This is a genomic window from Streptomyces sp. NPDC055400 (genome assembly GCF_053644375.1).
Genome location: NZ_JBSHLM010000002.1, coordinates 753052 through 773809 on the forward strand (window position 1 = coordinate 753052; position 20758 = coordinate 773809).

The window sequence follows — 20758 nt, forward strand, 5'->3', positions numbered from 1 at the left end:
GGGGTTTGGAGAATAGTACGGGCCGCTGCCGCGCAGGTGGGGCGCCGTCTGGAGACGCGTGCAATCCCAGTGGGGGCACGTCGGCGGTTCACTGGGTTCCACGCGCAGCCCATGGCGCCGTCGAGGCCCCGGGAGCGCGGATCGAGCCGCATGAACCTTCCTGTACCGCCGTCTTTCCCTCCGCTCCCTCCGTTCCCTCCGTGAGGAGTCCGTCATGCGCGCCGACCCCGAACGTCCCCTCTACATCGAGGAGTTGGGTGCCGAACCGGTACCCCTCAACCGTCGTCATGGCCACCCGTGGTCTCTGTTCACGCTGTGGTTCGGCGCGAATGTGCAGTTCACGACGCTGAGCGTGGGCGCGCTGTCGACGTCGGTGTTCGGCCTGGACTTCGGCCCCGCCGTCCTGGCGATCGTCACGGGTACGCTGCTCAGCTCGGCACTCGTCGGCCTGTTCTCCACGCGGGGCCCGCTGACCGGAGTGCTCCAACTCGTGCAGTCCCGCAGCCCGTTCGGGCGGCTGGGCAATCTGCCGTCGGCCGCGTTCACGGTCGTCAACGGTGTCGGCTGGTGCGTCGTCGACTCCCTCCTCGGCATCTTCATCCTGCGCGATCTGACCGGGATGGGGTTCGGCCCGGCGCTCGCGGTGATGGCGCTCGCGCAGATGGGCGTGGCGGTGGTCGGCTACCGGCTGATCCACACGGTGGAGCGGGGTCTCGCCGTCCTCCTGGTGATCGTGTTCGCGGTGATGTCGGTGTACGGCTTCGGCGAGGTGCGGGCGCAGGCGCCCATCGCGCCCGCCGACGGCTCGACTGCCGCCTTCGTCCTGGTGGTTGCGGTGACGGCAGCACGGGTCCTCGGCTGGTCCGCGTACGCCTCCGACTACAGCCGCTATCTGTCAGCGACGAGCCGCCCGCGACGGGTGTTCCTCGCAGCAGGCGGCGGCAGCGCGGTGGCCGGGGTGTGGATCGGTACGCTCGGCGCCGCCCTCGGCACGGCGGGGGCGCTTGACGACCCGAGCGGCATGGTGAGCGGCCTGCTGCCGCATGCGCTCGGCACGGTCGTTCTGCTCTCCCTGCTCCTGTCCACGCTCGCGTCGACGGTGATCGACCTGTACTCGGGCGCGATGGCCGCGCTCGTCGCCGGGTTCACGATCCCGCGCTGGGTGTCGGTCCTCGTCGTCGGCGGCCTGGGCACGGCGCTCGCCTGGTACGCGGGGCACGGCGACTTCGCGACCCACCTCAACGACTTCCTGCTGATGACGGGTTACTGGCTCGCGCCGTGGGCCGCCGTGATGATCGCGGCGTACTGGGGTCCGGGGCGGCACACCGTCGCAGACCCGTACGACACCGGGCACCGCTTCGGATGGGGCCTGCCGTGTGTGCTGCTGGCGCTCGCTGTCGAGATCCCGTTCATGAACCAGTCGCTGTACACAGGCCCGCTGGCGGCGGCACATCCGGCGCTCGGACCGTTCGGGCTGTTCGTGGGGTTCATGGTGGCGGGTCTCGCGTACGCGGTGCTCTGCACCGTCCGTACCCCCGCACACCCCACCGCGAAGATCGGACACCCCTTCGTTTCCGATGAGTTGAGGAGTGACGCATGACCTTGACGACCGCACCCGACGTACCCACCGCCGAGGACGAGGCCTTCCTGCGCCGGGCGATCGTGCGGGCCGCTGCGGCCCGCGCCGCCGGCAACCACCCGTTCGGCGCGCTCCTCGTCCTCAACGGCGAGGAGGTCCTGGAGGCGGGCAACACGGTTGTCTCCGACCAGGACGCGACCGGACATGCCGAGACGAACCTGGTGCGGCTCGCCTCAGGCACGTACGACCGCACGGACCTGGCACGCGCCACGCTGTACACGTCGACGGAGCCGTGCGCGATGTGCGCCGGCGCCGTCTACTGGAGCGGCATCGGCCGGATCGCGTACGCCCTCGGCGAGGACGAACTCCTCGCGCTGACCGGGGCGAACCCCGAGAACCCGACGATGGCGCTCCCCTGCCGCGAGGTGCTGGCGCGGGGCCAGCGCCCGGTAGAGGTGGTCGGCCCGTGCCTCCACGAGGAGGCGACGGGAGTGCATGTCGGGTTCTGGAGCTGACCCTCCCTGTTTCGCGGTGCGGCCGCACATCTCAGGGGCGCGGGGAACTGCGCGCCCAGCCACAACGCACCCTCACCACACCACAAGGAGCCACCCCACCATGCCAAGCCAGCGCACGCTCATCGCCAACGGCATCGTCATCCCCTGTGACGGCACCCGAACCGTCCACGACCCCGGATCCGTTCTCGTCGAAGACACTCGCATCGTGGCGATCGGCCACCCCGACACCTTCACCGGCATCGACGCCCACGTCGTCGACGCCACGGGCCACGCCGTCATTCCCGGCCTGCACAACACCCACCTCCACTCGGGCCTGCTGCGCGGCACCGCCGAGTCCAAGTCGCTGTGGGACTGGCTGCGCGACTACGTCGACCCGGCCCACAAGGCACTCACCCCAGAGATCGCCGAGGCCGCCTCCCGGCTCTGCTACACCGAGTCGCTGCGCGCGGGCACGACGTCCGTGATGGACATGTGGCGCCACATGGAGGGCTCGGCGCACGCTGCCGCGCAGATCGGGATCCGCGCGACCCTCGTTCCGTACGTCGCCGACCTGCCCGGCTACGACTACTTCGAGACGCTCGACACGAACCGCCGGCTCCTCACCGACTACCGCGCCTACGCCCACGACCGGGTCCGCTCCTGGGTGGGCCTGGAGCACCTCTTCTACTGCAGCGAGGACGCGTTCCGAGCGGCCGCCGCGCTCGCCGAGGAGTTCGACACAGGACTGCACACACACTCCTCCGAGACGACATGGGAAGTCGAGGAATCCATAAGGCAGTTCGGGCGACGACCCATCGAGGAGTTCCACCACCGCGGCGTCCTCGGCCCACGCACAGTGGTCGCCCACTGCGTCTGGCTCGACGACGCCGAGATCGGCCTCCTCGCCTCGACCGGTACGAGCGTCGCACATTGCCCGTGCTCGAACATGAAGCTGTCGTCGGGCCCGGCCCGGGTCGCCGAAATGCGCGCCAAGGGCATCGCAGTGGGCCTCGGCAGCGACGGCGAGAAGGAGAACAACAACCTCGACCTGCTGGAGGAGATGAAGTTCGCCTCGCTCCTGCAGAAGGTGACGTCCCTCGACCCGACGACGGGCGACCCGTGGGACATCCTGGCGATGGCCACGCTCGACGGTGCGCGCGCCCTCGGCCTGGACGCCGTCACCGGTTCGCTGGAGCCGGGCAAGAAGGCGGACGTCGTCACCGTGGACCTGCGCAAGCTGCACACCACACCCCTCCTCCACGGCGATGACTTCAACGCCGTCGCCCACCTGGTCTTCTCTGCCGCTTCGGCCGACGTCGACCACGTGTGGGTGGACGGCGAACTGCTCGTGGACGGCGGCAAGGTGCTCAGCGTGGACCCGGAGAAGGTGCGCCTGGAGGCGCAGCGTGCTGCGGAGGACCTGTTCCGGCGCCGTGCATCTCTCACGCAGTGAGACGTCTGTCGCCGGACCTCAATCTGTCGAGCCCCGGGTTGCGAGCGCGTACGAGGAGCTGCTGCTGCGGGAGTCGGCGCGCGGGGTGTTCGCCGCCGTCGACCCGAACATCCGCCCCGGCCTCATCCCCGACCCCGCGGCCTACCGCGCTCGCTTCGAGGGCTGGCTGCCGCACCTGGACCTGCTCAAGCTCTCGGAGGAGGACGCCAGCTGGCTCGGCGGCTCGGTGGAGAAGTGGCTGAGCCAGGTCCCGGCTGCGGTGGTGGTCACCCGTGGCGGGGACGGGCTCACGGCCTACACCCGTGACGGCGGCGAGCACTCCGTACCCGGTGAGCGAGTCGCCGTCGTGGACACGATCGGCGCCGGCGACACCGTTTTTCGGTGCCTTGGCCACCCGGCCCCCGTTGGACCCTGAGCTCGCGCTCGACGAGGAGGCGCGGGGAGCTGCTTTTCCGGCCCTGTCGGACGAGACCCTGCCGGAGATCCGACGGCAGATCGCCGAGGGTTCCCCCGGGTTGGATTCGAAGGCTCTGACGGCGGGCGGCAGAGTGCGGGTGGAGGAGCGCCAGGTACCCGGGCCGGACGGCGCGCCGGACATCACTGTGCTGATTCTCAGCCCTGTCGAGGACCGAGGTCCCAAGGGAGGCATCCTCAGCCTCCACGGCGGCGGGATGATCAAGGGGGGAGCCTCGCGAAGCGCTGTGCCTGTGCGGCTCCGCGAGGCCTACGGGCCGGACGCCCTACAGGGCCCGGGTGACGAGCAGGGCAACATCGTCGTGGTCGTCGGGGTGGCGCAGGCCGTGCAGCAGGAGGTCGCAGGTTTCTTCGAGGGGTCGATCGGGAGTGTCGAGGAAGCTGAGGAGGAAGTTCAGGCGGTCGTCTATGGGGTGATGCCGGGTTTCGACGAGGCCGTCGGTGTAGAGGACCAGCAGGTCGTCGGTGCTGAGTTCGACGGTGGTGGTCTCGAAGGGGATGCCGCCGACGCCGAGGGGGGCTCCGGGGGGCAGTTCGAGCAGTGCGGGGGTGTGGCCCGGGCGGGCCAGGGCGGGCGGCATGTGTCCCGCGTTGGCGATGTGGCACTCCTTTGTATGGGGGTCGTACACGGCGTAGATGCAGGTGACGATGTAGTGCTCCAGGTCGCAGGTGATCTTGTCCAGGTGCTGGAGCAGGACGCCCGGGGCGAGGTCGAGTTCCGCGTAGGCGCAGGTGGCGGTGCGCAGTCGGCCCATGGTGGCCGCGGCGTCGATGCCGTTGCCCATGACGTCGCCGATGACCAGGGCGGTCCTGTCGCCGGTCAGGGGAATGATGTCGTACCAATCGCCGCCGACCTCGCTGGTGGCCTGGGCGGGTTGGTAGCGGGAGGCAATCTTCAGGCCGGTGTGGTGAGGTGGGTGGTCGGGCAGCAGGCTGCGCTGGAGCGTGAGGGCGGTGTTGCGCACGCTCTGGAACCAGCGGGCGTTGTCGATGGCCACGGCGGCACGGCCGGCCAGCTCACTGGCCAGGGTGACGTCGTCCTCCTCGAAGGGACGCGGGTTGCGGGTGCGCTTGAGGTCGAGGGCGCCGAGCACCTCGCCGTGGGCGATCAGTGGCACGGCGAGGTAGGAATGGACGCCGGCGCGGGCCAGAAGCGAGGTGGCCTCGGCGTTACGGGCGATGCGCGGCAGATCGTGGTCGCCGACATGGCTCACCAGGATCGGCCGACCGGTGTGGACGCACAGGGTGACCAGGCGGTCACTGTCATAGGCCGCGAGGTCACCGGGCGGGTCGGCGGCGCGCAGTGCCACGGTGGGGTGGGCCGCCTTGAGTGCAAGGGCGCGGAAGAGCTCCGGGCCGTCGCCGTGTCTGCGTGCGCGGCAGGCCAGGGCGGAGTCCAGGATGTCCACGGCGACCACGTCGGCGAGTTCGGGGGTGGCGATTTCGGCCAGTTCCTGGGCGGTCTGCTCCACCTCCAAGGTGGTTCCCACGCGGGTGGAGGCGTCAGCGATGAGGGCCAGGCGTCGTCGGGCCTGGTCGGCCTGGGCAGCCACACGGTGCCGCTCGGTGACGTCGACGACCGAGGTGGCCGCTCCCAGGACCCGCCCGCCGGGGTCCTCCAGCCGGTAGAAGGACAGGGACCAGGCGTGCTCGCGGTCGGGGTCGGCCGGGGGACGGCCCACGTGGTACTGGTCGAGCAGCGGAGTGCCGGTGGCGAGCACCTGACGTAGCGCGGACTCGATGGTGTCGACGTCAGGGAAGGGCAGGGTCTCTCTCAGACCGCGGCCGATGTGGTCATCGGCGGGGATGCCGTCGATACGCTCCAGAGCCGGGTTGACCAGGAGATAGTGCAGGTCGGGGTCCATGAGGGCGATGCCGATCGGTGACTGGCTGATCAACCGCTCACACAGCGCCAGGTCGGTCTCGACGCGCTGGAGCAGGTTGTGGTCGGCTGCGATGCCCAGAGCGTGGAGACCTCCGCGATCGTCCAGGAGCCGCATGTTCCGGAACTCCGTCAGCCGGATGCTGCCGTCCTTGTGACGGATGGGGAAGGTACCGGCCCAGCTCCGGCCGGTCTCCAGCACCTCCGCGAACAGGCGCGTGACAGCCTGCAGGTGCTCGGGATGGATGAACAGCCGTGCCGCGTACTTGCCGAGGGCCTCTTCCGAGGTGTAGCCGAAGAGTTCCTCGGCCTGTGGGGTCCAGAACACGAGGCGCCCGTCGGCGTCGACGACCAACGCGGCCACGCTCAGCACGTCCAGCAGTCCGGTCGGTCGAGGCGGCTCGGGTCCGTGCTCGTCGCCGTTGGACGGGAAGGGTTCGGCTGCCATCCCAGACCTCCTTGACCAGCCGGCAGGCCGTGCCCACCCGCATCGGCATCACCGCGCGCTCGGGGTACCGACCACCTGCACTTCCATGTTGCCCCCGGGCCAGCGCGTTGCCCAATGCGTGGTGCTCGTCGGCGGCGGAGGGCCGCGCCGGGCCCGGCCACCCTCTCGCCGGGATCGTGCACATCGGGCGGAGTAGCAGGAACATGGTCGTGTAGGGGATGAGGCCCATGGCTTCTGCGCGAAACGGTTCCGATGCGCCCACGCCCGCGGGACCGCTCGATCACTTCGACGCGTCCACCGACGCGGCCGCGGTGGTGTCCACGGACGGCGTCGTGGTCGGCTGGACCCGGGGCGCCGAAGAACTCCTCGGCCGCCCGGCACGAGAGGTGGTCGGCGGCTCGGCCGCGCGTCTGCTGGCGATGCCCGGAGACCCGGCACGGGTGGCCGGCATCGCGGAGCGATGCCGCGGCGGCATGGGGTGGAGCGGTCTCATCCCTGTACGACACCGCGACGGCAGCAGCATCGACGTCGATCTGCGTGTCTCCGCGTCCTTCCGTGTCGGCTCGGACGAGTGCTTCCTGATCTCGGCACGGGAGCGGAAGCAGCACTGGACGGTGAGCCAGTCCGTCCTCGACGGCTTCCAGACCCGCTCGCCGGTCGGCATGGCCGTGATGGATATGGACCTGCGCTACGTGTGGCTGAACGACACCTTGGAACGCTTCGGCGGTGTGCCCCGAGAGCAGCGGCTGGGTCGTCGGCTGAGCGACCTTTTTCCCGGGCTGCAGGCGGACACCATCGAGGGACTGATGCGCAAAGTCCTGACGACCGGCGTCCCGGTGACCGACTACGAGTACGCGGGATGGAGTTGGGCCGATCCACACCGCCAACACGCCTACTCCACGTCCTTCTTCCCCCTGCTGGACGCCGACAACTCCGTCACGGGTGTCGGCTACATGGTCTCGGACGTCACCGAGCGGTGGAACGCCCGCCAGCTTCTGTCGCTGGTCAACGAAGCGGGGACCAGGATCGGCAGGACTCTCGACGTCATGGAGACGGCTCAGGAACTCGCCGACTTCGCCGTTCCCTACTTCGCGGACTTCGTCATCGTCGATCTCCTGGAGCCCGTCCTCAGCACCGAGGGGCACGGAGCGTGGCTGACCGATGCGGGACCGGCCTCCGCCACGCCGGTGCTGCGCCGCGCCGGAATGAGCTCGGTACGAGAGGGCTGCCCGGAGGCCGTGGCGCGGATCGGGGAGAGGGCGGACTTCCTCCCCCCGCCGCACGACGCGGATCTGCTCGTCAACGGCGAGCCGATCCTCATCCCGGTTCTCGCCCCCTCCGAGGACCTGTGGGTCGCCGAACAGTCCGAGAGGGCGGCAAAAATCCGCGAGTTCGGACTGCACTCCCTCATCTGCGTGCCGATGCGGGCCCGGAACACCGCCCTGGGCCTCACCACGTTCGTACGGTCGCTCAATACCATCTCGTTCCAGCCCGACGACGTCCTGCTGGCACAGGATCTGGTGGCACGAGCGGCGCTGTGCGTCGACAACGCCCGCCGATACACCAGGGAACACACGGCAGCGATCACTCTTCAGCGCAGTCTGCTGCCCCATGCCCTGACAGGAGGAACGGCGCTGGAAGTGGCCTCCTCGTATCTGCCGGCGGACCCCACCGACGGGGTCGGCGGCGACTGGTTCGACGTGATCCCGCTGTCCGGCGCTCGTGCGGCCCTCGTCGTCGGCGATGTGGTGGGTCACGGCATCACCGCGGCGGCAGCCATGGGCCGAATACGCACCGCGGTGCAGACACTCGCGGACATGGAATTGCCCCCCGACGAACTGCTGGCCCATCTCGACGACCTCGTACTCCGGTTGAGCGAGGAGCAGCCCGTCGGCGAGGGGGCCGAGGCGGCCAACCGGAGTTCGACCGCCTTCCTCGGAGCGACCTGCCTGTACGCCGTCTACGATCCGGTCACCAGGCGCTGCACGATGGCCCGGGCCGGACATCCGCCACCCGTCGTCGTCGGACCCGACGGGCACGTCTCCTTCCCGGAACCCCCCGCCGGCCCTCCGCTCGGACTGGGCGGCGTGGCGTTCGAGGCCACCGAGATCGAACTCGCCGAGAACAGCCTGCTCGGTCTCTACACCAACGGCCTCATCGAGGGAGTCGACCACGACATGGAGCTGGGCATGTCCCGGCTCGGCGACGTGCTGGCCCAGCCGGACTGCGACCTCGCCGGCCTGTGCACGTCCGCGGTACAGCACCTCGTGCCCGTGCCTCAACCCGACGACATCGCCCTCCTCCTGACACGCACGCACTCACTGGGTGCCGACCACGTCGTCTCATGGGACGTTCCCGTGGACCCCGCCGCCGTCGCCGATGTCCGAGCCCGGGCGACTCGCCAGGTGGCAGCCTGGGGTCTCGGGGAACTGGCCATGACCACGGAACTCATCGTGAGCGAGCTCGTCACCAACGCGATTCGCTACGCCGAACCGCCTATACGCCTGCGGCTCCTCCGCGACGCCCGCCTGTCCTGCGAGGTCGCCGACGGAAGCAGCACCGCTCCGCGGCTGAGACATGCGCGAAGCACGGACGAAGGCGGCCGCGGTCTCTTCCTGGTGGCCCAGCTCGCCCATCGCTGGGGTGCCCGGTACACGAAGGGCGGAAAGATCATCTGGGCTGAACAGGAAATCCCGTTGGGCTGAACAGGAAATCCCGTGAAGAACGCAAGGAGAGACATGCCGTGCCGGGACGTGAGTCCGCCCGACCGACCGGATCTCCGGACGCCCATGACCACCGGGCCCGGGCATTCTCCACACGGTCATCGCAGTGTGCCGCACACCGGTGATCTGCGTGTCGAGGCCTGGGCACCGACCCGCGAGGAGTGCATCGCCGAGGCAGTGCGAGGCATGGTCGGCAGCTTCGCCGAACTGCCCGCGGATGCCTCCTGCGTGGCGCGGGAGTGTGTGGTGGCGGCCGGAGACGACGGCCGGCTCCTGGTCGCCGTGCTTGAGGAGGTCATCTACCGCATGGATGCGTCGGGCGAACTCCCTGTGGACGTCACGGTGACGCCGGAGCCCGGTGACGTACGCGTGCGATTCACGATGGCCGACAGCTCGACGGCCATGCAGACCGGTGCCGTACCCAAGGCCGTCGCGCTGCACGGCCTGCGACTGGCCCATCACGCGCACGGGTGGGCGTGCCGAGTGACGCTCGATGTGTGACCCCGTCCCGGCGTCTCGCGCCGGAACGCCTCGCAGAGGAGGCCGAACCGACATGGACATCCGGCTTGTGGCAGACGGACCCTGGCGGTTCCGCATCGAACAGACCGGCGCCATGCGCGTACCCGGAGTCGTCCTCGCTCCACGGGAGCTGCTGCCGGACGAGCCCGGCGACCAGGCCCTTCAGCAGGTGGCTCATGTGGCTACGCTCCCCGGCATCGTCCGTGCCTCGTACGCCATGCCCGACATCCACTGGGGCTACGGCTTCCCCATCGGCGGCGTGGCCGCCACCGAAGTCGCGGGCGGCGGCGTCATTTCGCCGGGCGGGGTGGGCTTCGACATCTCCTGCGGGGTACGCCTGCTCACCGCGCACGTCGACCACACCACCCTGCTGCACAGGCTGCCCGCGCTGATGGACCGGCTGGACGGACTGATCCCACGCGGGCTCGGGCCCGGCGGACTGTGGCACCTGACGGGCCGGGCACAGCTGCACGAGATCCTGAGCGGCGGATCCCGTTACGCGGTCGAGCAGGGCCACGGGGTGCCACGCGACCTGGAGCGGTGCGAGGACTACGGAGCCGTCGGCGACGCCGATCCCACCCAGGTCGGCGAACGCGCGCTGGACCGCGGCGCCGGGCAGGTCGGCAGTCTGGGCTCGGCCAATCACTTCCTGGAGATCCAGGCAGTCGACACCGTCTACGACGAGACATGCGCGCGGGCGTTCGGCCTGCGCCCAGGCCTGGTGTGCGTCATGATCCACTGCGGCTCACGCGGCCTGGGCCACCAGATCTGCTCCGACCACGTACGGGCCATGGACTCCGTGATGCGGCACTACGGCATCGACGTACCCGACCCGCAACTGGCCTGCGCACCCGTCGACTCGGCCGAAGGCCGCGCCTACCTCGGCGCGATGGCCGCCGCCGCGAACTACGCCCGCGCCAACCGCCAGCTGCTCGCCGACGCCGCCCGCCGTGCCTTCCTGCAGCTGACCGGCTCGGACCTGGATCTGCTGTACGACGTCTCGCACAACCTGGCCAAGCTGGAAACCCACCCCCACCATGACGGTGCCCGGGCGCTGCTGTGCGTCCATCGCAAAGGCGCCACCCGGGCCCTGCCGCCGGGCCACGCCGACCTGCCGGACGCCCTGCGCCGCTTCGGTCAGCCGGTGTTCGTGCCCGGCACGATGGGTACCGCCTCGTACGTCATGACCGGCAGCACCGGCAACCGGGCGTATGACTCCTGCTGCCACGGCGCGGGCCGCGTCTGGAGCCGGCACCGTGCCCACCGCGAGACGTCCGTCCGGCAGCTGCGCCACGAGCTGGCCGGTGCGGGGGTCGCGGTGCGCCCCGCTTCCTGGCGCAGCGTGATCGAGGAAGCGCCCGAGGCGTACAAGGACGTCGACACCGTTGTCCGGGCAAGCGAACACAACGACATGGGCCGCCTTGTAGCGCGCCTGGTGCCGCTGGGCGTGCTCAAGGGCTAGCAGAGGGCCGCCTCGCACATGGCCGACAGGCGGGCCGCTCGCCGTCGGAGAAGTGCACAGCACGTGTTCTCGGGTCGCGGTCCTTGCGGCGAGCGGTCACCTCAAGCCGGGCCGGGCCCTCGTGCACGACTCGATCGTCGGTACCCGCTTCCACGCCCGGATCGTCGCGGAAGCGACCGTCCACGGCCGTCCCGCCGTCGTACCGGAGGTCACAGGTCGGTCTCGGTCAGCCGTCGATGGTCACCAGCACCCGGCCACGTCCACCCGCATCGACTCGATCGTGAGCCTCGGCGATGTGGTCGAGCGGATACCTGTCTCCCACGTGCACCGTCAGGGCGCCTGCCGCTGCCGCCACGGTGAGATCACGTGCGGCCCGTCGTTTGGCTTCGGCGGGAAAGTCGTCGCTGCCGAGCAGGCGCAGGGTGACATTGTTGAACAGCAGGGGCCAGAAGGGGAGTTCGGTGCGGTCGGCATGGGTGCCGTAGGCGGCGATGACTCCGCCGAGGGCTACCACAGCGTTGTCCAGGTCGGCGTTGGCGGAGAGCGACACCTCGATGATCCTGTCCACGCCGTCGGGCGCGTACGAGCGAATGGCGGACGCCGCATCGTCGGTGTCCAGGGCCACCGTGTGGGGGACGACAGCCGGGTCGACGTGGTGGAGATCGCTGCTGCGGCGCACGGTGCCGATCACGGTGGCGCCTGCCCAGTGGGCGAGTTGAGCAGCCATCGAGCCGACGCCACCGAGGACACCGTGGACGAGGACCAGTTGGCCGTCGACCGGGCCGTCGGAGAACACAGCGCGGTGGGCGGTGATGCCGGGGACACCAAGGCTGGCGCCGAGCTCGTCGCCGACGTGATCAGGCAGAGGGACGGCCAACTGCTCGGGCACGACGGCGTATTGGGCGGCCGTGCCGAAGGGGCCTATGTACACCCGGTCCTTCAGTTCAAAGTCCATGATTCCTGTCTTCTCTTCTCTTCGTTCGTGCTGGCCGCGCTGTCTACAACATGGCTTTCTGGGGTTGTGTGGCGACCACGATGACGGTGGTGGTGCCGGCGGCCAGGGCGGCCTTGAACTCCCGCTCCAGGTCTTCGGTGGTCTTCACGTCGACCGCGTGGCATCCGAATCCGCGGGCGACGGAGGCGATGTCGAGCCCGGGCAGGTCGAGTCCGGGGACGCCCGGGGTTTCCTCGAGTACGGCGAACGATTTGACTGCACGGAGTACTGGAATGAGCCGTCGCCGATCAGACCGACCACCGGCCGTTCGCCCCCCCCCGGTCCCGGTCGCCCAGTGCGACACCCACGGCGGCGGGGGTGCCCCAGCCGATGCCTCCGCCGGCGGTGGCGAAGAACGATCCGCTTCGAGTGGTGGGGAGCCACTCGATCTGCTGCGCCATCGTGGAAGTCGATTCGTTCACGATGACCGCGTCGGTCGGCCGGACCCTGCTCAGCGCGGCGTAGACCTCCGGCGGAGTGAGCGGGCTGTTCGGCGCCTGCGGCAGCTCACGGGGGCGCGGCATCGGCTGCGGAGCGGTCCGCGCCGATCCCTCCGTGACCATGTCCACCAACAGCTCGATCGCCGTCGCGGGGTCGCCCAGGAGGCTGTCGCCGACGCGCGCCGCGGCGGCAACCGCCGGGTTGCCGCTGATCTGCAGCAGCTCGGTGCCTGCGGGGAGGTAGTCGCCAGGCACGTAGGGGTAGTACCGGAACACCTCGGCACCGATCACGATCACCAGGTCGTGACCGGTCAGCCGGTCGCTGATGGTCTTGACCGACATGCCGAGCGGGCCCGCGAAGAGGGGGTGGTTTTCGGGGAAGGAAGCGCTGTCCAGCAGCGGGGATCCGTACACGGTCGCACGCAGTTTCTCCGCCAGGGCGACGGCCCCGTCCCATCCGCCGGCGCGTAGCCGTCGACGGCCATGAGCAAGTCGGCCTCGGCGAGCAGGGCCCGCAGGACGTGGACGACTCCGGCCTCGCCGCCGTAATCGAGGCCGTATGCGTAGGGGCGGCCGACGCTGACGGCGGTGGCACCCAGGGCGATGGCCTTGATGATGTCGGCTCCCGTGCGGACACCGGAGTCGAAGAGGACGGGCGTGCCGTCGGCGGCTTCGACCACGCCCGGCAGGGCGTCGAGGGCGGGCAGGCCGCCGTTGGCCTGGCGTCCGCCGTGGTTGGAGCAGTAGATGCCGTCCACGCCGGCGTCCTTGGCGCGACGGGCATCGTCAGGGTGGCAGATGCCCTTCAGGATCAGCGGCAGGCCGGTGATCGAGCGCAGCCAGGGCAGATCGTTCCACGTGAGCGGGTTGCCGAAGACCCTCACCCATTCGGCGACCACGGCCTTCGGGTCGTCCTCCGGGCTTCGGGCGAGGCGGGAGCGGAAGACGGGGTCGCTGGTGTAGTTGGTCAGACAGTTCCCGCGTAGCTGAGGGAAGTTGCTGGTGGCGAGATCGCGGGGGCGCCACCCGGTGATCCAGGCGTCCAGGGTGACCACGATGCCCTTGAACCCGGCCTTCTCGGCACGGTGGACCAGGCTCTCGGCCAGCTCGCGGTCGGTCGGGGTGTAGATGGCGACGCTATGGGGCAGCAGCCCTTTTTAGCCCTCCGGGCTCGGCCATGCCGCTGACCAGGAATCCGGCCTGGCCACAACAGGGCTCGTATCGCGGGGCCGTCGACGCGCGTGCTCGGCGCACCGTTCCGGGCCGAGCGCCCTGAGCCATCGGCACGACGTCCCGCCTGAGCGGGTTGCGCGATTCACCAATACATGCCCCGTACACGGCCCACCAAGGTGAGTGGCTCCATCACGTACCCCACTATGGGAAGAGACGCATGTGCACGGACCGGAGCGGAGGTGTGCTGCGATGTCGAGCGGTGCCTTGCTCGCGCGGATCACCGACGACGGGCGGATCGTCGAGTGGTCCACGCGGGCGGCGGACCTGCTAGGCCGGTCCGGGGTGGAGGCTGAGGGCCGCACTGTGGCCGAGCTGATGGGCGGGGAGGTCGGTGCCACGGGACGCGGGGCCTTGCTGACCGCTCTCGGCGCGGTGTCCGTGCAGCCGATGATCTCCGGGAACTCACTCATCTGGGAGGTACACGACGAGCAGGACGACACCGCGGCCCGGGACCGGGCGGTCCTGCGGTCGCTGTTCGTCCACTCTCCGGTCGACCTGAACGTCCTGGACCGGGATCTGCGCATTGTGTGGTCCCAGAGCGGCACGCGCGAAGCGCCGCAGAGGGCGGATGGTGCCCCGACCGGCCAGGACTTTCCTGAAGCCCTGGGCCTTGAGGATCCCGAGAAGGAGCGCGCGGTGGCACGCCGGGTCCTCATGACCGGAGAGCCGGCGCTCCGGCGCATCGTGCGGGCCACGCCAGGCAACGGCACGAGCCGCCCCCTGAACTACTCCCTGTCGTACGTGCGCCTCGAGAGAGAGGGAGGGGACGCCGAGGTGCTGGGGCTCGTCGCCTCGACGCTCGACGTGACCGAGCACGAGCGGGCATTGCAGCGGCTCAAGCTCCTGAAGAAGGTACGCAACACCGTGGGCGAGCGGCTCGAAGTGGTCGCCGTGTGCCAGGAGTTGGTGGACGCGGTCGTACCGGCGTTCACGGGCATCGTGGTGGTCGAGGTCATCGAGGACGTCATTCGGGGCGAGGAGCCGCCGCTGGCTCCGGTGGACCACGACGTGCCGCTGCGACGAGCCGCGTTCAAGGGGCTGGTGTCGGCACACGCGGTGGGAGACGTGCGCCGACTGCCGGAGGGCACCCCCTACTCCCTCGTTTTGAACGACCTGCGGCCCAGGCTCGTCACCGTCACGAAGGACAGCCCCTGGTTGTCGGCGGACCCTGCACGGGCCGGCGCCATCGCCCAGTCGGACGCGCACTCCCTGATCGTCGCGCCGCTCAGCGTGCGCGGCCAAGCGCTGGGTGTAGTGAGTTTCTACCGACACCGGGACGAGGAACCCTTCGATGAGGACGATGTGGCGCTGACGTCGGACCTCTGCGCCCACGCGGCGCTATGCATCGACAACGCCCGCCGCTTCACCCGGGAGCGGACCATCGCCGCGACCGTGAAGCGCAGACTTCTGCCGCAACTGACTTCGACACCGTCCTCGATGGACGTGGCGTCCATGCACATCCCGGGGCCAGGGGGCGGAGGCGCGTGGTTCGACGTGATCGAGATGGCCGGCGGCCGCACCGCATTGGTGCTCGGGGACGTGGCCGGCCGAGGTGTCGCCACCGCGACCACGATGGGACAACTCCGGACGGTCATCCACGCCCTGGCCGCGCTCGACCTCGAGCCGAACGAACTGATGGCACGGCTCAGCGACACCGCCACGCAACTGGCCTCCGAGCGGGCGGCGCTCCCCGCCGGGGACCCACTGCACCGTGAGCCACTGACCGCCGGCTGCCTCATCGCGGTCTACGACTCGGTCGACCACACCTGCACCCTCGTACGCGCCGGCCTGCCCGAGCCGTACCTGGTCCGCCCTGAGGGCGGCGCGGAGCCCGTGTCCGTGCCGGGAGGCCCGGTGCTGGCCGGCACCGACCAGGCGCCCTTTCCCGCGACGGAGCTTCCCCTGCCGGCCGGCAGCGTCCTCGCGGTCGGCAACGAGGAGGTGCTGCACAGCGAGCCGCACTTGCGTGCCGTGCTGAGCGAGGGAGCGGAGCTGCCGCTGCACGAACTGAGCGACGCGCTCGCCTACACGCTGCGGGACCACCACGAGACCGAGAAACTGCTCCTCCTGGCGCGCGCCAGAGGCCTGCCCCCCGACCGCGTGTTGACGCTACCCCTGGTCGAGGACCTCGCGTCCGTACCAGAGGCCCGTGCGGCGGTACGCCGCCAACTCGACGCATGGGGCATCGGCGCGGATGATGCGTTCACGACGGAGCTCATCGCGAGCGAGCTGGTCGCCAACGCACTTCGCTACGGCGCCCCACCGTATCGGTTGCGCCTCATTCTCGACGGGCATCTGACCTGCGAAGTTCGCGACGCGGGTGACAGTGTGCCCCACCTGAAGCACGCCCGCGCCATCGACGAGGGCGGCCGCGGCCTCTTCATCGTCGCGAGCGTCGCCGACGGTTGGGGAATCCGGTACCACGCCCAGGGCAAGACGGTCTGGGCACAGCAGAGCATGGCTGTGGCGGGCTAGCTTGCCGAAAAAACATCCGACCTGATGGGAGCCGGTGTGGGGGGCAGATGACCTCGGTGAAGGTCACCAGACTGCGCCTGGTGGTCCATCCCGACACCGTATTGCGCCGGCACCCCACCCTGGTCGCTCGCCGCCACGCGGCGGCCTCCCGCCCCAAGCGTCGGGGAAGGCCGCGCACCGTGCGCTCTGTCCGGGACCTGGTCTTGCGTCTGGCGAAGGAGAATCCCCATTGGGGCTACAGGAGAGTGCACGGTGAACTCGTCGTCCTGGGCGTGCAAGTCGCCGCGTCCACCGTCTGGCAGATCCTCAAAGAGGCCGGAATCGACCCGGCACCCGAACGGGCCTGCAACACCTGGGCCGACTTCCTGCGCTCCCAGGAATCCATGACCAGGTCCGGAAGTTGGTTGCCCTGTTCGACTCCGTCCTTGCTGATGCGGGGATTGAGGTCGTGCTCAGCGTGTTCGGTTGCCGAGGATGAACTCGGTCATGGAGCGGTGTGTGCAGACCTGCCGGCGCGAACTGCTGGAACGGGACCTTGATTTGGAACCAGCGACACCTTCCCCACGCGCAGCGGGAGTTCGAGCAGGTCTACATCGCTCATCGGCCACATCAAGTCATCGCGAACGCCCGCCCGCTGCACCCGTTACCCGCGCCGATCACCGATCCAGACCAGATTGCCAGCCCGGACATACGAAGACGCGAGCGCCTCGGCGGCATCTTCCACGAGTACCGACATGTCGCACGACCTGGACGGATGAGATTTCCGGCAAGCGCACCGTCGAGCGCGCGGCGGCGAGAACACCCCTGTGGCGTGGACGGATCTTGCGGATGCACTCGGTTTGCCCGGCATCCGCGGTTGATCAGGCCCGCGGTCTCCGCATCCTCCGGATTCGGCGGATCCCAACCACAGGAATGCCCACACCCCAGTGGACCGTCGTCCGCGCCCGCGGCCCCGGGGCGACGTTCGCACATCGGGGGGCTGTGTCGCTCGAACGCTCCACCTGGGTAGCGCACAGGCGCCACCACGTGCTTGCTGGGAGCGAGCTAAGTGATGTGGGAGTCCCAGGAGTGGAGAGGTAATGCGGTCTCGGTTCAAGCTGCCCGAACTGGCCACTGCCTTCGTTGTCGTCATCGCCCTCCTGGTCGGTGGCTGTTCCGGCGAGCAGCCGCCGGAACGGGAACCGGCGCAGCCGATGGCCGTCCCCCTGCAGTCGCCTGCGGTTGCGCAGGGCGCGCCGCTGAAGGAGCCGGCGCAAATCGTGAGCCGCAACGGGGTCCTGCGGGTGGAACTCGTCGTGGAGAGGCGAAAGGTCGAGGTGGGCGGCCACAAGCTGTGGGCCCTCACCTACAACGGCAGTTACATGCCTCCCACGCTGCGCATCCGGCCCGGGGACAAGGTGGACCTGTCGATGAAGAACTCGCTGAACGAGTTCACCAATCTGCATGTTCATGGACTTCATGTGTCACCGAGCGGCAACTCCGACAACATCTTCGTCCACATCCATCCCGGCCAGACGTTTCACTACGCTTACCAGTTTCCGAACACCCTGCGGCCCGGCACCTACTGGTACCACTCACATGCACACTCGATCTCGGCACCGCAGGTAGCCGGGGGCATGTCGGGCGTCCTGATCGTCGACGGGCTGCAGCAGTACCTGCCGGCGAAGTTGCGCCACATCACCGAGCACGTCATCGGGCTCAAGGACTTCCAGGTCCAGGGTGATGCGGTCAGGACCCAGAACCTGCACATCGGCACGTCCACCAATCGCACCGTCAACGGACAGCTGAACCCGACCATCCGCATCCGGCCGGGTGAGACCCAGCTGTGGCGACTGGCCAACATCAGCGCCAACATCTACTACAACATCCGCCTGCAGGGTCAGCGGTTCCATGTGATCGCCCACGACGGCACCCCCGTCGACCGGATCTGGACGTCCGACTCGCTCCTGCTCGCGGCAGGCGCGCGCTTCGACGTGCTCGTACAAGGCGGTCCGACCGGGCGTACCCAGCTGCAGACGCTCGCGTACAACACCGGGCCGGCCGGCAACAAGTTCCCGCAGGCGACCCTGGCAACCCTGGTCTCCGAAGGACCTTCCGCGCACCCGGCAGCCCTGCCCACCTCAGCCTTCGCGCCGGTCGCGGACCTGAGCCACTCGGCGATCGCCGCCCGGCGCACCCTCGTGTTCTCCGAGAACAAGGACGGCAGCAAGTTCTACATCAACGGCAAGCAGTTCGATCCGAACCGGGTGGACGTCCGGGCCAAGCTGAACACGGTCGAGGAGTGGACCGTGCGCAACGACAGCAACGAGGAACACTCGTTCCACGTACACGTCAACAAATTCCAGTTGATGAGCATCAACGGCCGACCGCACAACGGCCACGGCTTGCAGGACACGGCGAGCGTGCCCGCCAAGGGGAAGATCGTCGTCCGGACCCACTTCAGGGACTACACCGGCAAGACCGTGCTTCACTGCCACATCCTCAACCATGAGGACGCGGGCATGATGGCGGTGCTGGAGATCGTCAAGTGACGTGCCGACGCCCGTAGCGCCGGGGCGAAGCGGTCAGCATCGGCGCCGAAGTCGGGGGGCGAGATCTCCGTGACGACGGCCCGCCACAACGTCAGGCGCGCGCCCGTCATTTACGGGCTCGCCTCGTCCCGCATCGCGCGTTCGGTGCCCCTCGGAACGTAAGCATCGTGCACCGTTCGGAAACTCATCACCCCTGGTCAAGCTGTATATCTGTACTCGTTGATCACGCCACCGAGCATTCGGGTGCGTAGAACCCGACGAGGGGACGGGACGACCATGGGCGTCGAGTGCGCCCGAGCAAGGGGAGTGAGCTGCCGGCGAGCCTGGTGGGGCCGATGACCGTTGCGATGCCGGGCGTACGCATCGAGGACATGCCAGGCATGGAACTCATTCCTGATCAAGAGGTGGTCGAGGACCTCGCGCCGCAGGGTGCCGATGACCCGTTCACAGTGGGCGTTCATCCGAGGAGCCCGCGGCGTGCTCCGCACAGCTTGGATGTCGGCGGCCGAGAAGACCGCGTCCAAGAAGCCGGTGTACTTCGCGTCCCAGTCTCAAAGCAAGCGCCAGGACGGCATCCTCCACGAGTACGAACATGCCACTTGACCTGGACGGACAAGGTTTTCGGCAAGGGCAGGGTGTCGCCCTGACGGACACATTGGCGGTCTGCGGCTGCGCTATACCGAGGTAGACCCGGCCGGAGCAGTGCTGGGGTATCCAGTCGCCCTCGCTACCGAACCAGCCCAGGGAAAACAGCACACGCAGGCCATCCTCTGCCGCACACGTGACCAGGACTCCGCGAGAGCCGATACTGCCGTGAGTGCGCGGTTGAGAGCGCCGGTCCACAACTACACGCCCACCTGATACTCCGTTACTAGAGTCAGCAGCAAGTCAGCAACAGCCCCGCCAGAACCCGCTTCCAGCCGCCACGGACCGCCAAGATCGAAAACCTTCCAAACTCACCTTGACCAGGGAAAACACTGGTCAGCGGCTCAGACGATACGCTCACTTGGAGGCACCCATGAAGATGCTCATCAACGTGGCCGAGACCGTGGTCGCCGACGCGTTGCGGGGAATGGCCGCGGCCCATCCGGAGCTGCTCGTCGATGTCGACAACCGGGTGATCGCGCGCCGGGACGCTCCCGTCGAGGGGAAGGTCGCGATCGTCTCCGGTGGCGGGTCGGGGCACGAGCCCTTGCACGGGGGGTTCGTGGGGCACGGGATGCTGTCGGCCGCCTGTCCCGGCGAGGTGTTCACGTCGCCGGTGCCCGACCAGATGGTGCGGGCCGCGGCCGCCGTGGACAGCGGCGCCGGGGTGCTCTTCGTGGTGAAGAACTACACGGGTGACGTGCTGAACTTCGACATGGCCGCGGAACTCGCCGAGGACGAGGGGATCCAGGTCGCCAAGGTCCTCGTCAACGACGACGTGGCCGTCACCGACAGCCTGTACACCGCGGGCCGGCGCGGCACGGGCGCGACCCTGTTCGTCGAGAAGATCGCGGGCGCGGCGGCCGAGGAGGGACAGCCGCTGGAGCGCGTGGAGGCGATCGCACGCCAGGTCAACGCGAATGCGCGCAGCTTCGGCGTGGCCCTCAGCGCCTGCGCCACGCCCGCCAAGGGCAGCCCGACCTTCGATCTGCCGCCCGGCGAGCTGGAGATGGGCGTCGGCATCCACGGTGAGCCGGGCCGCGAGCGGCGCGCCATGATGACGTCCGGCGAGATCGCCGACTTCTCCGTGGACGCCGTTCTCGAAGACCTGCAGCCGAGCGACCCGGTACTCGTCCTCGTCAACGGCATGGGCGCGACCCCGCTGCTCGAGCTGTACGGGTTCAACGCCGAGGTCCAGCGCGTGCTGACCGAGCGCGGTGTGCCGGTGGCGCGCACGCTCGTCGGGAACTACGTCACGTCGCTCGACATGGCCGGTGCCTCCGTCACCCTGTGCCAGGTCGACGAGGAGATGCTGCGCCTGTGGGACGCGCCCGTGAGCACGGCGGGCCTGCGCTGGGGCATGTGAGGCAGCCTGTCGTCCGAACCATCACCACCACGCAAGGAGA

14 protein-coding genes and 5 pseudogenes are annotated in these 20758 nt (G+C 69.2%); 13 read left to right on the forward strand and 6 right to left on the reverse strand.

What is annotated here, in order from left to right; translation table 11 throughout:
* Positions 1 to 214: 214 nt before the first annotated feature.
* The 4 genes and pseudogenes from ACWIGU_RS07835 to ACWIGU_RS07850 all read left to right on the forward strand — a co-directional run.
* On the forward strand, positions 215 to 1600 hold the full coding sequence (locus ACWIGU_RS07835) for a purine-cytosine permease family protein (protein ID WP_454398496.1): 1386 nt from the start codon (positions 215 to 217) through the stop codon (positions 1598 to 1600).
* Positions 1597 to 2094 carry a nucleoside deaminase gene (locus tag ACWIGU_RS07840; protein WP_454398498.1) on the forward strand — a complete coding sequence of 166 codons (498 nt, stop codon included), beginning with the start codon at positions 1597 to 1599 and terminating at the stop codon, positions 2092 to 2094. Before ACWIGU_RS07835 ends, ACWIGU_RS07840 begins: the two co-directional genes overlap by 4 nt.
* Before the next feature lie 100 nt (positions 2095 to 2194).
* Entirely contained in the window at positions 2195 to 3526 is a 1332-nt protein-coding gene (locus ACWIGU_RS07845; protein ID WP_454398500.1) for an amidohydrolase family protein, read from the forward strand.
* 40 nt (positions 3527 to 3566) lie between these two features.
* A pseudogene (locus ACWIGU_RS07850) lies at positions 3567 to 3920 on the forward strand (PfkB family carbohydrate kinase); the annotation flags it as partial.
* Positions 3921 to 4266: 346 nt separating this feature from the next.
* On the opposite strand, the gene ACWIGU_RS07855 reads toward ACWIGU_RS07850, so the two are convergent.
* Positions 4267 to 6330, reverse strand: coding sequence for a SpoIIE family protein phosphatase (locus tag ACWIGU_RS07855; RefSeq protein WP_454398502.1), 2064 nt, complete (start codon positions 6328 to 6330; stop codon positions 4267 to 4269).
* Between the two features lie 227 nt (positions 6331 to 6557).
* Here ACWIGU_RS07855 and ACWIGU_RS07860 point away from each other — a divergent pair, with 227 nt between their 5' ends.
* From ACWIGU_RS07860 to ACWIGU_RS07875, 4 genes and pseudogenes are all read left to right on the forward strand, one after another.
* Positions 6558 to 9035 (forward strand): SpoIIE family protein phosphatase, encoded by a 2478-nt coding sequence (locus ACWIGU_RS07860; RefSeq protein WP_454398504.1) that lies wholly within the window; start codon positions 6558 to 6560, stop codon positions 9033 to 9035.
* Positions 9036 to 9161: 126 nt separating this feature from the next.
* A complete protein-coding gene (locus tag ACWIGU_RS07865; RefSeq protein WP_454398506.1) occupies positions 9162 to 9554 on the forward strand; it encodes an archease in 393 nt (130 codons plus the stop codon).
* Positions 9555 to 9606: 52 nt separating this feature from the next.
* Positions 9607 to 11034 carry an RtcB family protein gene (locus ACWIGU_RS07870; protein WP_454398508.1) on the forward strand — a complete coding sequence of 476 codons (1428 nt, stop codon included), beginning with the start codon at positions 9607 to 9609 and terminating at the stop codon, positions 11032 to 11034.
* A 52-nt stretch (positions 11035 to 11086) separates the two neighbouring features.
* A pseudogene (locus tag ACWIGU_RS07875) lies at positions 11087 to 11248 on the forward strand (proline racemase family protein); the annotation flags it as partial.
* 12 nt (positions 11249 to 11260) lie between these two features.
* Here the strand turns inward: ACWIGU_RS07875 and ACWIGU_RS07880 are convergent.
* The 4 genes and pseudogenes from ACWIGU_RS07880 to ACWIGU_RS07895 form a co-directional block, all read right to left on the reverse strand.
* A pseudogene (locus ACWIGU_RS07880) lies at positions 11261 to 11953 on the reverse strand (zinc-binding dehydrogenase); the annotation flags it as partial.
* A 79-nt stretch (positions 11954 to 12032) separates the two neighbouring features.
* A complete protein-coding gene (locus ACWIGU_RS07885; RefSeq protein WP_454398510.1) occupies positions 12033 to 12332 on the reverse strand; it encodes a thiamine pyrophosphate-dependent enzyme in 300 nt (99 codons plus the stop codon).
* Complete coding sequence (locus ACWIGU_RS07890) at positions 12277 to 13029, reverse strand: hypothetical protein (RefSeq protein WP_454398643.1); 753 nt, start codon at positions 13027 to 13029, stop codon at positions 12277 to 12279. Before ACWIGU_RS07890 ends, ACWIGU_RS07885 begins: the two co-directional genes overlap by 56 nt.
* Positions 12912 to 13598, reverse strand: a pseudogene (locus ACWIGU_RS07895) (alpha-hydroxy-acid oxidizing protein); the annotation flags it as partial. The pseudogene ACWIGU_RS07895 and the gene ACWIGU_RS07890, both read right to left, overlap by 118 nt.
* A gap of 292 nt (positions 13599 to 13890) precedes the next feature.
* Here ACWIGU_RS07895 and ACWIGU_RS07900 point away from each other — a divergent pair.
* From ACWIGU_RS07900 to ACWIGU_RS07910, 3 genes and pseudogenes are all read left to right on the forward strand, one after another.
* Complete coding sequence (locus ACWIGU_RS07900) at positions 13891 to 16176, forward strand: SpoIIE family protein phosphatase (RefSeq protein WP_454398512.1); 2286 nt, start codon at positions 13891 to 13893, stop codon at positions 16174 to 16176.
* Positions 16177 to 16223: 47 nt separating this feature from the next.
* Positions 16224 to 16918 (forward strand): annotated as a pseudogene (locus ACWIGU_RS07905) (integrase); the annotation flags it as partial.
* A 337-nt stretch (positions 16919 to 17255) separates the two neighbouring features.
* Positions 17256 to 18707, forward strand: a complete 1452-nt coding sequence (locus ACWIGU_RS07910; RefSeq protein WP_454398514.1) for a multicopper oxidase family protein — start codon at positions 17256 to 17258, stop codon at positions 18705 to 18707.
* A gap of 197 nt (positions 18708 to 18904) precedes the next feature.
* On the opposite strand, the gene ACWIGU_RS07915 is transcribed toward ACWIGU_RS07910, so the two are convergent.
* A complete protein-coding gene (locus ACWIGU_RS07915; protein ID WP_454398645.1) occupies positions 18905 to 19168 on the reverse strand; it encodes an integrase core domain-containing protein in 264 nt (87 codons plus the stop codon).
* 16 nt (positions 19169 to 19184) lie between these two features.
* Here ACWIGU_RS07915 and ACWIGU_RS07920 point away from each other — a divergent pair, with 16 nt between their 5' ends.
* Together ACWIGU_RS07920 and dhaK are read left to right on the forward strand one after the other, a co-directional pair.
* Complete coding sequence (locus tag ACWIGU_RS07920; protein ID WP_454398652.1) at positions 19185 to 19310, forward strand: hypothetical protein; 126 nt, start codon at positions 19185 to 19187, stop codon at positions 19308 to 19310.
* A 415-nt stretch (positions 19311 to 19725) separates the two neighbouring features.
* Complete coding sequence (dhaK, locus tag ACWIGU_RS07925; protein WP_454398516.1) at positions 19726 to 20718, forward strand: dihydroxyacetone kinase subunit DhaK; 993 nt, start codon at positions 19726 to 19728, stop codon at positions 20716 to 20718.
* The last annotated feature ends 40 nt before the right edge of the window (positions 20719 to 20758 follow it).